12 protein-coding genes and 1 riboswitch are annotated in these 14,292 nt (G+C 39.1%); of the genes, 7 read left to right on the forward strand and 5 right to left on the reverse strand.

From position 1 onward, the window contains the following. Positions 1 to 37: 37 nt before the first annotated feature. A complete protein-coding gene (gene mutY, locus DRW42_RS12200) occupies positions 38 to 1,099 on the reverse strand; it encodes an A/G-specific adenine glycosylase (RefSeq protein WP_113949099.1) in 1,062 nt (353 codons plus the stop codon). Positions 1,100 to 1,268: 169 nt separating this feature from the next. Between mutY and DRW42_RS12205 the strand changes: the two genes are divergently transcribed. From DRW42_RS12205 to DRW42_RS12225, 5 genes are all read left to right on the forward strand, one after another. Further along, positions 1,269 to 1,571: an HU family DNA-binding protein gene (locus tag DRW42_RS12205; protein WP_025143406.1), complete on the forward strand. Its 303-nt coding sequence runs from the start codon at positions 1,269 to 1,271 to the stop codon at positions 1,569 to 1,571. Positions 1,572 to 1,582: 11 nt separating this feature from the next. Next, positions 1,583 to 2,461, forward strand: coding sequence for a tetratricopeptide repeat protein (locus tag DRW42_RS12210; protein ID WP_113949100.1), 879 nt, complete (start codon positions 1,583 to 1,585; stop codon positions 2,459 to 2,461). A 281-nt stretch (positions 2,462 to 2,742) separates the two neighbouring features. Then, positions 2,743 to 4,293 (forward strand): Rne/Rng family ribonuclease, encoded by a 1,551-nt coding sequence (locus DRW42_RS12215; RefSeq protein ID WP_113949101.1) that lies wholly within the window; start codon positions 2,743 to 2,745, stop codon positions 4,291 to 4,293. Positions 4,294 to 4,436: 143 nt separating this feature from the next. After that, entirely contained in the window at positions 4,437 to 5,813 is a 1,377-nt protein-coding gene (radA, locus tag DRW42_RS12220) for a DNA repair protein RadA (RefSeq protein WP_113949193.1), read from the forward strand. A gap of 332 nt (positions 5,814 to 6,145) precedes the next feature. After that, positions 6,146 to 6,610: a DUF4920 domain-containing protein gene (locus DRW42_RS12225; protein ID WP_113949102.1), complete on the forward strand. Its 465-nt coding sequence runs from the start codon at positions 6,146 to 6,148 to the stop codon at positions 6,608 to 6,610. Positions 6,611 to 6,829: 219 nt separating this feature from the next. Here DRW42_RS12225 and DRW42_RS12230 read toward each other — a convergent pair whose 3' ends face one another. Both DRW42_RS12230 and DRW42_RS12235 read right to left on the reverse strand, forming a co-directional pair. Next, complete coding sequence (locus DRW42_RS12230) at positions 6,830 to 7,894, reverse strand: branched-chain amino acid aminotransferase (RefSeq protein WP_113949103.1); 1,065 nt, start codon at positions 7,892 to 7,894, stop codon at positions 6,830 to 6,832. 166 nt (positions 7,895 to 8,060) lie between these two features. Then, positions 8,061 to 9,026 (reverse strand): tryptophan 2,3-dioxygenase family protein, encoded by a 966-nt coding sequence (locus DRW42_RS12235; protein WP_113949104.1) that lies wholly within the window; start codon positions 9,024 to 9,026, stop codon positions 8,061 to 8,063. 64 nt (positions 9,027 to 9,090) lie between these two features. Continuing rightward, positions 9,091 to 9,153, forward strand: a riboswitch (Fluoride riboswitch). A gap of 19 nt (positions 9,154 to 9,172) precedes the next feature. On the opposite strand from DRW42_RS12235, the gene DRW42_RS12240 reads away from it, so the two are divergent. After that, entirely contained in the window at positions 9,173 to 10,450 is a 1,278-nt protein-coding gene (locus DRW42_RS12240; RefSeq protein ID WP_113949105.1) for a voltage-gated chloride channel family protein, read from the forward strand. A 272-nt stretch (positions 10,451 to 10,722) separates the two neighbouring features. Here the strand turns inward: DRW42_RS12240 and DRW42_RS12245 are convergent, their stop codons facing one another. Both DRW42_RS12245 and DRW42_RS12250 read right to left on the reverse strand, forming a co-directional pair. Beyond that, a complete protein-coding gene (locus DRW42_RS12245; protein WP_113949106.1) occupies positions 10,723 to 12,024 on the reverse strand; it encodes an HAD-IB family phosphatase in 1,302 nt (433 codons plus the stop codon). Continuing rightward, positions 12,024 to 12,986 carry an SDR family NAD(P)-dependent oxidoreductase gene (locus tag DRW42_RS12250; RefSeq protein ID WP_113949107.1) on the reverse strand — a complete coding sequence of 321 codons (963 nt, stop codon included), beginning with the start codon at positions 12,984 to 12,986 and terminating at the stop codon, positions 12,024 to 12,026. Before DRW42_RS12250 ends, DRW42_RS12245 begins: the two co-directional genes overlap by 1 nt. Before the next feature lie 71 nt (positions 12,987 to 13,057). Between DRW42_RS12250 and DRW42_RS12255 the strand changes: the two genes are divergently transcribed. Further along, positions 13,058 to 14,239, forward strand: a complete 1,182-nt coding sequence (locus tag DRW42_RS12255; RefSeq protein ID WP_113949108.1) for a formimidoylglutamase — start codon at positions 13,058 to 13,060, stop codon at positions 14,237 to 14,239. Positions 14,240 to 14,292 lie beyond the last annotated feature (53 nt).

Genomic DNA, 14,292 nt, shown 5'->3' on the forward strand with positions numbered 1-14,292 from the left:
TTTCGTTACGTATATATGCACCGCTATAGATGGTTAGTTACTCCATCCTGTCTTTTAAAAAGTAATCCTGTACAAAATCGTGGATTACTTTTGGCTGCGGTAACTCATCTAACTTATCTAAAGAAACCCAATTAAGTTCCTTTTGTTTACTAAAGTTAAATATATAATTTTTTAATGCAAAAAATCGGACATGGATAATTTGGTGTGTTAAAATATGTTTTTTCGTGCTGATTAACTCAAAGTGCGCATCATTTCCATAAGTAATTTTCACCTGATCAATAAAAGATTTTGTATTTTCACCCTCATCCGTTAACGTTTCGAGGCTTGGAAAATCGTACAGGTGCTGCCATACATCGCCGGCCTGTCTTTCCCTAACCAATACCTGCCCATCTTCAAAACAGACAAAATAATTAATGTAACGATGCTTCTGTGTTGCCTTTTTAAGCTTTACCGGGAGCTCATTTACGACCTTATTGTTAAGGGCATAACAGGTTTGATTGAGCGGACAGATGCCACAATTTGGAGATTTAGGCTTACACTGCATGGCACCAAACTCCATAATGGCCTGGTTATAAAGCGCTGGATCTTCCTGATAAAGCAGCTCATTTGCCAACGTATAAAATTCTTTTTTCCCTGCCGGAGAATTAATCGCTGTGTTAATTCCATAGTACCTGGCAAGCACCCTGAATACATTTCCATCCACAACGGCACGAGCCTCACCCGACGAAAAAGAGGAGATTGCAGCGGCTGTATATTCGCCTATTCCTTTTAATTTTATCAGCTCATCATGCAGATTTGGGAAGATTCCATGGTAATCTTTTACCACAATTTGAGCAGTGGCATGCATATTCCTACCCCTCGAGTAGTAACCTAAGCCCTGCCAGAGTTTTAAAACTTTCGCTTCTGTGGCGCTGGCAAAATCACCAACTGTAGGAAAATTTTCCAAAAATTTATTGAAGTATGGCAGCCCCTGCTCTACTCTTGTTTGTTGTAAAATAACCTCTGATAACCAGATGGTATAAGCATCTTTGGTGTGCCTCCAGGGCAGATCCCTCTTGTTCTGCAGGTACCAATTGATGAGTTCTTTTTGAAATGTCATTGCTGCAAATTACGGTGTATTTATTCGATTTAAAAAAAACTTGCAATTGGCTGATAAGTCTGGAGATAAAAAAATCATCTTTTATTTCCCTATCTCATTAAAAAGCAATACTTTTGCAACCCCAAAACAGTAGTAATATTAAAACACATAATATAATAATTAATAAAATATGACTAAGGCAGATATTATTTCAGAAATATCAACAAAAACCGGAATTGAGAAGGTTGATGTACAGGAAACAGTTGAGGCATTTTTCAAGGTTATCAAAACCAGCATGATTGGCGGTGAAAATGTATACGTTAGAGGCTTCGGAAGCTTTGTTGTTAAAAAGAGAGCGCAAAAAACTGCGAGAAATATCTCAAAAAATACTGCAATAATTATCCCGGAACATTTTGTTCCAAGCTTTAAACCAGCAAAAGTATTTGTTGACAAAGTAAAGAGCAACTCAAAAAAAATTAACGTAGAAGCCTAAGTCTTAAATATATGAATAGCAGCATCAGATCAAAACAAACCATACTTATTGGAGCGATTGTATTGCTTGTTGCATTTTTATTTACCAGAGACATTAAGGGTTTAGTAAAACCAACTGAAGAAAACGGCAAAATGCCTGCAAATGGTCAGATGGCCGGAGCAGCTGAAGCCTCTACTTCGTCGGCACTAAATATCGAAACTTCATCTACTGCTGCAAAAAATGTAATCAACAAAAACCTGGCTACAGATATTACAGCTTTAGAAAACACTTACAAAGGTGCAAACGGTGCAGAAAAGATCGAACTTGCAAAACAATTGGCCCAAAAATGGGATGATGTAGAGCAAATTACACCTTCTGCATTATATTTAGAAATTGTTGCACAGAGCGAGCCATCGGCAAAATCGTGGCTGGCTGCTGGTAACCAGTTTATAAAAGCTTTTGAAAGTACACAGGATAGCCTGGCACAACCTGCTTTATTGCAGAAAGCCAATATATCTTACAAGAATGCATTAGAGAAAGACTCTACAAACATTGAGGCTAAAACGGGCTTAGGTGTTACAATAGTAAACGGTTTGGGCGCACCTATGCAAGGTATTGCAATGTTGCTCGAAGTGGTGGCTAAAGAACCTAAAAACTTAAAAGCCAATATGAATTTAGGATTGTTCTCTATCAAATCAGGGCAGTTCGATAAAGCAATTCCCCGTTTTAAAACGGTTATTGCCGAGAAACCAACTCCTGAAGCTTATTTTTACCTGGGTACAGCTCTCGAAAATTTAGGCAGAAACAAAGAAGCAGTTGATGCTTATTTAGCAAGCAAAAAATTAGCGGCTAATCCAACCTTATCATCTTTTATTGATAAGAAGGTAGCTGAACTAAAGAATAAAAATTAATTAACAGATTAATAAAAACATTTAAAACTTAAAACTATGCCAAGCGGTAAAAAAAGAAAAAGACATAAAATGGCTACCCACAAACGTAAAAAACGTTTAAGAAAAAACAGACATAAGAAAAAATAGTTTCTTATCTTGATTAAGCCTATTAAACCTCATAGTGAACACTATGAGGTTTAAACAATTTATACGATTTTTTTTATTGTATACATTCAGGCTGGATCAATGTTTTTTATTTACTATCCATTTGTTAATAGGCGAAAGCCTTAAATCTGTAGCTGTTGGTAAAAGAATTAATTATCAATTCGACTCCTGCCGGAGTTACCATAGCGTTGATTGAAGACAAACAACTTGTTGAGCTTCACAAAGAACAAATCAATAATAACTACGCCGTAGGCGATATTTATTTAGGCCGCATTAAAAAAATTATGCCGGGTCTGAATGCTGCTTTCGTGGATGTTGGTTATGAAAAAGATGCTTTTCTGCATTATTTTGATTTGGGCCCTCAGGTGCAATCTTTAATTAAGCTAACTAAGATCAAGCGTAATGGCTCGGTTACAGGCACATTATTAGATAATTTAAAGCTCGAAGCCGACATTAACAAGGCAGGCAAAATTTCTGATGTGCTCAGTAAAAACATGCTCCTACCCGTACAAATTGCAAAAGAGCCAATTTCTACGAAAGGACCACGTTTAAGTTCCGACATTTCGATTGCCGGCAGGTATGTGGTACTGGTGCCATTCTCCAATACCATATCTGTATCAAAAAAGATTAAAAGTAATACCGAGCGTAATCGTTTAAAAAAGATTATCGAAAGTATTAAGCCCCAAAATTTTGGGGTAATTATCAGAACCGTTTCTGAAGGCAGAGGAGTTGCCGAAATGCAGAAAGATCTTTTGGATCTGATTGCTAAATGGGAAAACTTCATTAAAAAAATACCTTCTACCGAACCTTCGAAAAGGGTTTGGGGCGAAATGGACAGATCATCAACGTTAATACGTGATATTCTGAACCCTGATTTTACAAACGTTTACGTGAGTACACCAGAGTTGTACGATGATATCCGTTCTTATGTACACGATATTTCTCCGGAAATGGAAAAAATCGTTAAACTGTATAAACAGAAAGAACCCATCTTCGATCACTTCGGAATAGAAAAGCAGATTAAAAATGCTTTCGGTAAAACAGTAAACTTACCCGGTGGCGCCTACTTGGTTGTAGAACACACCGAAGCACTGCACGTAATAGATGTGAACAGTGGAAACCGTACTGCCAGTAAAGAAAATCAGGAAGAAAACGCTTTACAGGTAAACAAAGAGGCGGCTAAAGAAATTGCCCGTCAACTGCGCTTGCGCGATATGGGCGGTATTGTGGTAATCGATTTTATCGATATGCACAAACCAACAAACCGTAAAATGCTATTCGATTATTTGCGTGAGCTGATGTTATTGGATAGGGCCAAACACACCATTCTGCCTCCGAGCAAATTTGGTTTGGTACAAATTACCCGGCAGCGTGTACGTCCGGAAATGAATATTGTTACGGTAGAAAAATGTCCGGCCTGCGATGGGACCGGAGAAATTAAAGCGAGTATCGTTTTAATGGATGATATTGAGAACAACCTTAATTATATTTTAAGAGAGCAGAATGAAAAAGGCGTTACCCTTTGCGTACACCCTTACATAGAAGCTTATATTACTAAAGGCATTTTCAATCTTCAACGCCGCTGGTTTTTTAAATACGGCCAGTGGATTAAAGTGAAGGCGCAATCATCCTATTACTTAAACGAGTTTCATTTTATCTCTGCTAAAGACGAAGAGATTAAGCTGTAATTCGAAACAGATTGATATTAGAAAGCCCCGATGTAAAATTGGGGCTTTTTTGGTTTAAGTATATTTCAAACCTCGCAGGTTTTCAAAACCTGCGAGGTTTATCAACAAGAAAGGTTAAATTCGTAATCTTAAATTTTAATCAATTGGCAAAATCAAAAACTGCATATTTCTGTCAGAGCTGTGGCTACGAATCGGCAAAATGGCTGGGTAAATGCCCGTCATGTAATCAATGGAATACTTTTGTAGAAGAAATTGTTGAGAAAACCCCTGCATCCGTTCCAACATGGAAGAGCGATACCACTAGCCGTAAACTGAGCAAGCCTAGTAAAGTTGATGAAATCCAGTCATCAACCGAGAGAAGGATTTTAACAGGTGATAAAGAACTCGACCGCGTTTTGGGCGGAGGTTTGGTAGAGGGATCTTTAATTTTGATCGGCGGTGAACCGGGAATCGGGAAATCGACCCTGATGCTTCAGCTTGCCTTAAATTTAAAAGGAAAAAAATTACTCTATGTTTCGGGCGAAGAAAGTGAACAGCAGATTAAAATGCGGGCTGAGCGGATAAAAGAAACCCCATCTTCAGATTGTTATATCCTAACCGAAACCTCCACACAAAATATATTTAAACAAATTGAAATTTTAGAACCCGAAATTTTAGTAATCGATTCTATCCAGACTTTACATTCCGCACATATCGATTCAACTCCGGGAAGTGTATCGCAGGTGAGAGAATGTACAGCAGAATTATTGCGTTTTGCCAAAGAAACCGGTGTACCCGTTTTTCTGATCGGCCATATCACCAAAGACGGGGCCATTGCAGGACCTAAAATACTGGAGCACATGGTTGACACTGTTTTACAGTTTGAAGGCGACAGACATCATGTTTACCGCATTTTGCGGTCAATTAAGAACAGGTTTGGTGCTGCAGCCGAACTTGGAATTTACGAAATGCAGGGTAGTGGCCTGAGGGAGGTTTCCAATCCGTCAGAAATCCTGCTTTCGCAACGCGATGAAGAATTAAGTGGTATTGCAATTGCAGCAACTTTGGAAGGCGCCAGACCGATGTTGATTGAAACACAGGCCCTGGTAAGTTCTGCAGCCTACGGCACACCGCAACGATCGGCAACAGGCTTTGATACCAAAAGGATGAACATGCTTTTGGCTGTTCTGGAAAAACGCTGCGGTTTCAGGTTAAGTACACAGGATGTTTTCTTAAACATTGCCGGTGGAATCAGGGTGGAGGATCCAGCAATAGATTTAGCCGTATTAATTGCCATTATTTCTTCCCAGCAGGATATTGCTGTTTCTTCTAAAAACTGCTTTGCTGCCGAAGTTGGCTTATCGGGCGAAATAAGGGCTGTAAACAGAATTGAACAACGTATAGCAGAAGCTGATAAACTGGGTTTTGAAAGCATTTATATCTCGAAATATAACCTGAAAGGCATCGCAATAGAAAAATATAACATCGAAATTAAAGCAGTAAGCAAAATAGAGGAAGTATTTAGCTTGGTATTTGGTTAAAATAGCCTGTGGCAGCAAATCCACAACTTTCCCCAAAAAGAAGATAAAATTCCACACTTCTGTTATTTATACAAAATCGCTCATTAACATGAATGATATAACAAACTGATTATAAATTAGTTAATACATTTCGAGACAATAACTATTGTTTTGGATTCAAGTTTGCCTAAACCTTTAAGGTTGTAAATCATTAGGATATGATCTACGCTAAAATAGGGATGATTTATCCTCGTTAGCTAAAACTAACGGGGATTTTTTTCGGATAATTATTTAGAAAAATTTTAAATAACTTTGAAAAAGATAATAAACGGAAGAATTATAACCAATAAATTATGAAAAAAATTATTTTAAGTCTGAGCTTTTGTTTGTTTGGTGCATTTGCTTTTGCACAAACTGCATACACGGGCCAAAAATTTGGTGAAGAAGTTAAACCAGGGGACGTGAAACCAGCAGCTAAAATGGAAGCCGCAATGGGCGATAATAAAACCGTAGATATGAAAATCGAAGGTAAGGTGGTAGATGTGTGTAAGAAAAAGGGATGCTGGATGACATTGGAAATGCCAAACGGCGACCCTATGCGTGTAACTTTTAAAGATTATGCTTTCTTTATGCCCAAAGATATTATAGGCAAAAAAGTTGTTTTGGATGGAATTGCTAAAAAACAGACCATCTCTGTTGAAACTTTACGCCATTACGCAGAAGATGCTAAAAAGACACCAGAAGAAGTAGCAAAAATTACCGATCCTAAAAAGGAACTGGCCTTTGAAGCTAAAGGTGTGGTGATTTTGGATAAATAAGAAAGTCAGAAGTCCGGAGTAAGAGAATTGGAGTATTAATCAAAGCATTTTCTGTGCTTGATTGTAAATCCTTGTCAAATATTATACAATAAAAAGCGTCGTCATTTCGAGCGAAGTGCAACGAAGTCGAGAAATCTATCAAGATAGATCTCTCCATTTCACTGCGTTCCAGTCGAGATGACGACGCTTTGTCTAATTGTTATCTATATCAGTTTATCATTACAAAACCCAGTTCCAACCAAACTCGTCAGGTGCTAAACCGTAACGGATGTCGTTCAGTTTTTTAGCAATGCCATTCGAAATGTGTCTGGTTGACGGATCGGTTAATTTATAGATCTGGCCATTATAGCCCAACTCGCCAACATGTGTTACTGTTGCAGCAGTTCCCGCAGCAAAAGCTTCTGTTAAACTACCGTTTTCAATGCCTTCGATTACTTCTTTAACCGAAACCCTACGCTCTTCAACCTCTACACCAGCTTCTTTAGCCAGTTTAATAATTGTATCGCGTGTAACACCATCTAAAACCGTACTGCGTACTGATGGGGTAACCAGTTTACCGTTAATTACAAAAAGGAGATTGGCTGTTCCGGCTTCTTCAATAAATTCGTGGGTTACCGAATCAGTCCAAATCAATTGATCATAACCTTCTTTTTTAGCCTGCTCGAAAGGATATAACGAACGGGCATAATTTCCGGCAGTTTTAGCAAAACCAACACCACCTTCATCAGCACGTGTAAATTCAGTTTCGATCTTCACTTTTAAGGCACTGCTGTAATATGGGCCAGTTGGCGTGGTTAATAATGCAAATTTATAAGTATCAGATGCCTTAACTCCTAAATAAGGGTCCATAGCAAACATTACCGGACGGATATACAAAGCATAATCTTCCTGATTTGGCACCCATTTCTCGTCAACATTGATCAATGCCGCCAAACCCTGCATAAAAATTTCTTCAGGAATAGTTGGCATCGACATTCTAGCGGCCGATTTATTAAAACGTTCGAAGTTTTTATCAGCACGGAATACACTGATTCTTCCATCCGGATGACGGTAAGCCTTTAAGCCTTCGAAAATTGCCTGACCATAATGAAGAGCAGAAATTGCAGGGCTCATTGGAATCGGGCCGTAAGGAAGAATCTGTAAATTTTTCCATTCGCCATCTTCGTAGTCGGCAGTAAACATGTGATCGGTAAAAACCTTACCGAACGGTAATTGCGAAAAATCAGTAACAGTCAAACGTGTTTCGGCTGCTTTAGTGATTTTTATATCTAATGTCTCGGTCATACTTTTTTTAATTTTGAATGAATGAATGTTTCAATGATTGAATGTTTTGTGCATTCGTCAATTCAATAATTCATTCATTCCGTCATTTATTAATTCCCTAATTCAATCATTAATGATTTCGCGCAAATTAATAAAAAACAGCCTTTTTTAATAGCTTTTTGCAATATTAATCTTTGTTTTTGAGTGTTTTAAGTACACTAAGCACCCATCCTTTGCCCCACTCCTCCATTTGTTCGCTGGTCCACAAGAAAGGGTAAAAAATTCTTTTCTGAAAACGCGGAGGCAGATATTTCTGCCAGTTGGTTCCGCCCGTTGCGGCAACATCAACCGGATCTTTCTCGAGATAACGCACAGCCGATTTGTAATGTGATAAAGGCCATTCTACGTTCACATACAGATCGAGCTTGCGCAATTCATCTGCCAGGGCAGAAACATCTGCACCACTAAGCTGTAACTGGTGATATAATGCAGAGAAATTGGTTAGAGAGCGATCTTTTGCCAGCTGCAAAAACTGAGCAGCATATTTTTTAATAAACTGTTTTAATGTTAGGGTTTGTTTGCCAGAGGCCAGCTCTGTTGCACCGAATTTCCAATAGATGTTTTCGAACTGCTCTTCGATGCCTGCATTACTCAGTTCTTCACGTTTGGATTTATCTACCAGGCGGATAAAATCGGTAGCGCAGATCTCGATCATCCTGTACTGGCCGGATTGAAAACCACTGGCAGGCAGTAAAGACATACGGAATTTTAAAAACTGCTCTTTCTCCATTCCATCAACCATAACCTCGAACGATGTAGTTAAGGCGTTAAAGTAGGCATTGATCCTTTTTACACGGGCGGTAAAAAATTCGACAGTTAAATTTTCATGCTCGGCTATCTGCTTGCATTCGTGTAAGGCCAGCTTAAAATAAAGTTCCGTAATCTGGTGGTACATGATGAAAATCTCTTCATCAGGAAAAGGTGTTTTAGGGCTTTGTAAGCTTAATAAAGTATCCAAGTGGATGTAATCCCAGTAAGTAAGGAAATCGGCATATAATAAGCCATCGAGGTACGATGCCATATCCTGCCCCATTGCGGTATACTTTTCTTGTAATTGGTTTAGTTTATCTTTTATTTCTGGTGTGAAATCCATGGTTTCAAGTTAGTTGCACAAAGGTGATAAAGATTTTGCAACAAATAACTAAATTTTATACATTTGAAACGATGGCGATGGGGTGCCGCCAAAACCGCCCAAACAGGCTGATGACTCCTACGATTTTTATTTAAAATTGAATTAAAATGCCTGTTAAAAAATTAACAGAAGGGTTTCTTCTGTCTGCCAAACACTTTATTAATCGCGATTTCGGATTACTGCTGATCAGCTCGTTAAAATGGCTTTTCATCTCTGTCCTATTAGGTGGGATTATCGGTTCTGCCTCGGCCCTGTTTTTAAGTACTTTAAACTGGGCAACCAACTGCCGCGAACAACACCTTTGGATTATCGCTTTTTTGCCGCTTGCCGGACTAATGATTGGTTTGGCTTATCATTATTGGGGAAGCTCAGTGGTAAAAGGAAACAATCTTTTAATTGAAGAGTTGCAATCGCAAAAAAAAGTGATCCCGATTATTATGGCACCGCTTATTTTTGCAGGAACTATTATTACCCATTTATTTGGTGGATCGGCAGGCCGTGAAGGTACGGCTGTGCAGATTGGCGGGGCCTTTGCAGATCAGTTTACCAAACTTTTCAAACTTAAACCCAGGGACAGGAAAGTGATATTAATTTGCGGTATTAGCGCAGGCTTTGCTTCTGTTTTCGGCACACCTTTGGCCGGAGCAGTATTTGGACTGGAAGTTTTTGTTGTGGGGAGTATAACCTATAGCGCTATCCTACCCTCTTTTATTACGGCAGTTATTGCCGATTATGCCTGCAAGGCATGGGGCGTTGGTCATACACATTATGCTATTGCTGCTGTACCAGAAATGGGCTCGGTTAATTTATTGTTATCTTTAGGTGCCGGAATATTGTTCGGACTTACCGCAAGAAGTTTTTCTGCTTTAAATCATGGTTTGACCAGGCTTTTTGGAAAAATTAAATATCCGCCTTTAAGGCCATTCGTGGGCGGTATTATTTTAATCGGAATTATTTATCTGATTGGTAATACACGTTATATTGGCCTGGGCATTCCAGTTATATCAGAAGCATTTACCCAACAAGAAGTTTATTATACTTTCGTTATTAAATTGTTTTTAACCGCACTTACCCTGGGCGCTGGTTTTAAAGGTGGCGAAGTAACTCCACTTTTCTTTATTGGGGCTACATTAGGTAGTTTCTTGAGTTTATTTATCCCTTTACCTTTTGGCTTATTGGCCGGAATGGGTTTTGTAGCAGTATTTGCCGGCGCAGCGAACACTCCCTTGGCCTGCATTTTTATGGGTGTAGAGCTTTTTGGTACTGCATCGGGGATTTATATTGCACTGGCCTGCGTTATGGCTTACTTATTTTCGGGCCATACCGGGATTTACAAATCGCAGACTTTTGGGGCGCCTAAGCATTTGCTGTTGAGGAGGAGGTAGCGTCAGGCGATTAGCGTAAAGCGTTTTGCGGGGTGCATCTGCGGTATTTTATAAGTCAGCGGAAACCCTAATTCTGTTGTTTCCCGCTGATTTTGCTTATCGACGCAGAGTTAATCTCGTCATCTCGACTGAAGCGCAGCGAAATGGAGAGATCTCTCTTGCATGAAGCCCCTCAAACAAGTTCAGGGTGACGATTTGGTGGAGAGATCTATCTCAAGACAGATCTCTCGACTACGTTGCCACTCCGTTCGAGATGACGTTAACTACAGGAACTAATACAACACCCTAAACTTTATCGTCTGCTCAATCTTTTTAAGCGATTTAAACAGCTGTTTATCGTATTGTGCATTAATATCGGTAATGGCGTAACCGATTTCGGAGTTTGTCATTAAAAACTGGCTCACGATATTGATATCGTGTTTGGCAAAAACAGTATTAATTTTCGCCATAATACCCGGCACGTTTTTGTGGATGTGGATTAAACGGTGCGATTTCTCGATTTTTGGCAGTTGCAGGTTGGGGAAATTACTACTTAAATAAGTAGCGCCGGTATTCATAAAATCGGCAACCCGTTTTGGAATAAAATCGATGTTACGCGGATTATTTTTAGGATCGTCGAAAACTACAATGCCCTGTTTGGTACAAAGATCGAGATCTATTTTATTTTTAGCATTGCCTAAATAACCGATTGTCTTCAATTTAGCGGCATTTTTTAACTGCTCTTTATCTATTTTTTCGCCATCGGCCAAAAGGATAATCCCAACATCTTTTACATATTTCTCTTCAAAAGAGGTTTTATGACGGATTGATAAGCCATCATTTTTAAGGATAGCGATGGTTAGGGGATCAACCTCACCAATTACCAGACAAAGAATCCTGTTTTTGGGGTAAGAAATTGCACGGGGCAAATCGTTCACATATAAAAACTCATCGAAACTTGGCGTAACGTGGTCGGCTTTAGAAACAATGCTTTCGCGGGCAATATTTTCTGTAAAAGCAAAAAATTTATTGATGATACCGCTTTCTCGCAACTGGAAATCAGAGTAACCATCGCCTATACCAAACAATTCGCCCTCAAGCTTTAAATGCTGCAGTAGTTTTACTTTTCCACCTTCTTCACTTAAGGGATTGGCGTGGTCGTAATCAATAATTTTACCATCACCTGTTGTTACGAAAGTATTTGCGTAAATATTTTCCTTTTTGATATGGTACTGGCTTACTACAGGCGTAATAAACTCTTTAAACCCACCTGAAACGATCAAAACTTCATCTGCGTGTTTTTTAAAAAACTCGGCATTACGCGAAAAAGAGGTTGATACTTTCTTTTTTAAATGTTTGATGAGCTGTTTTAAATGATCTTCATTTGCTTCTAAAAGTTTAACACGCTGTGCCAGACTTTCGGAGAAGGAAAGTTTTCCTTCCATGGCAAAATTGGTATAATCTTCAATTTTCTGGAAAATCGCTTCTTTATCGGGGTGGTTCTTGAGCGAAATCCTTGCAAGTTCATCGAGTGCTTCTACCTGGGTAAAGGTACTATCGAAATCGATGATGTAATAGGCTTTTTGTTTGGGCATTATCTTAAATGTTGGGTAATTTCTTTTATGCTTTGGGCAACCGGCTTAAAAACAATTCCGGTTTCCGATTTTACTTTATCACTATTATAATAACTTAAAGTTACACTGCTTTTTGCGGTATCTTTGGTAATAGAAGCCTCTTTTCCGGTAAAAATGGAAACAAATTTTAACGCACGCCACGCGATACCGAGCATCCATGGTTTTGCTTCTCTTGTTGGTACTTTAACACCGAAACCCTCTGCAATTTCGCTGAAAAGGTTTTTATAATGATAATCATCGGCAGAAATGATGTAACGTTCTCCCGAAACTTCGGCATCCATCAATAAAATCATTGATTTGGCTACATCTTCCACATCAACAAAACCCGATGCGCCGTCGGTATAAAAAGGAAAACCACCCTTTACCAATTTAAAAATGGCTCCGCTACCTTCAAAACCTGCATTTTTACCGATGATGACAGATGGATTTACAATAATGGCGTCTAAACCCTCGGTAATACCTCGCCAAACCTCCATTTCGCCCTCATATTTCGATAATCCATAGGCATGGGCTTTTGAATCATACTCCCAGAAATCCTTCTCCGTAATTTTATTTCCTTTTTTAGCATTGCCCAGTGCCGCTACAGAACTTACATGTAATAATCTGCAATTATTTTCAGCGCAAAGGTTTACAATGTTCGAAGTACCTTCGATGTTTACATGGAAAAGCTGTTTTTTATCTTTAGCGCTTAATGATACAAATGCAGCACAATGATACACTTTAGTAATCCCCTCAAAAGCATCTTCTAAAGCCGAAGGCTCGTTAATATCGGCCTCGAACCATTCAACAAGTGGGATATTCTGGATGAGGGCAGGTATTTTAGATTTTTCACGCCTCAGGGCCCGCACAGCTAATCCTTTATCAGTTAACTGTTTAATTAATTCAGATCCTAAAAATCCAGTTCCTCCGGTTACCAGTATCATTTTATTTTTTTCGGGCTATATGTGGAAATACGCATTCAAAAATAGATATTTGAGCCGAGAGTTTTAAATATATGTCATTAACGGATTTCTTTTCACCCATAAACCCTGATAGTTTTACACCCAGGCAAGGATTTTTTACAAGTCAGCTGGGGTTAAAAGCACAGATCTATACCGAGTCTTTTCCCGATTTTGAGGAAACCACTTATGATCTGGCTATTTTTGGGGTGCTTGATGGAAGAGGCGCGGTTAATAATGAGGGCACCGCCCTGGCCCCTGATTATTTCAGGGAGAAATTTTATAAACTCAACGAAGGTGCTTTTAGCAGCAGGATTGTAGATTTAGGCAACATTAAACACGGTGCTACCATAGCCGATACCTACATCGCCATTAAAATGGTGGTAGCCGAACTGATCAAAAAAGACATCATCCCGATTATTATCGGTGGCGGACAGGATTTAACTTACGGACAGTACATGGGTTATGAAGACCTGGAGCAGAAAGTGGATCTGGTGGTTATCGATAACCAGTTTGATATCGGCGATGATGATAACGAAGGCATTGCTACCCGATCAGACTGTTACCTGAACAAAATTTTTCTGCACCAGCCTAATTACCTGTTCAATTTTAGCAACTTAGGCTATCAAACTTATTTTGTAAACCAGGAAAGTTTGAGTGTAATGGATAAATTATATTTTGATGTACACCGTCTGGGCGAGTTTGCACAGGATATTACCTTAACAGAACCCATTATCCGCAATGCAAACATGATTAGTTTTGATATGGGTGCCATCCGCTCTGCCGATGCTGCTGCAAATGCCAATACTACACCCAACGGTTTTGATGGAGAGGAAGCCTGCCGCATTGTACGTTATGCAGGCATGAACGATAAACTGACTTCAATTGGGTTTTATGAATTTAACCCTGCATACGATAATAACGGACAAACGGCTTTTCTGCTTGCCCAAATGGTATGGTATTTTGTTGAAGGTTTTTATGCCCGTAAAAAAGATTTCCCTTTAACACCAAAATCGCAGTTTATGATTTACCGCACCAGTTTAAAAGACGGTTCGGGCGAAATGATGTTTGTGAAGAGTAAAAAATCAGACCGCTGGTGGATGCAGGTTCCATACCCATCTGGACAAACCAAAAACGAACGCTACCACCTTGTGCCCTGCAGGTATGATGATTACCAAACCGCAGTTAATGGCGAAATGCCCGATTTATGGTGGCGAACTTATCAGAAACTGAATTAAGTTTGTGTAATTTCAAAGTGAAAGCTGTGTAATTTCAAAATGAAAGCTGTGTA

The organism is Pedobacter miscanthi (assembly GCF_003315595.1).
Lineage (GTDB): Bacteria > Bacteroidota > Bacteroidia > Sphingobacteriales > Sphingobacteriaceae > Pedobacter > Pedobacter miscanthi.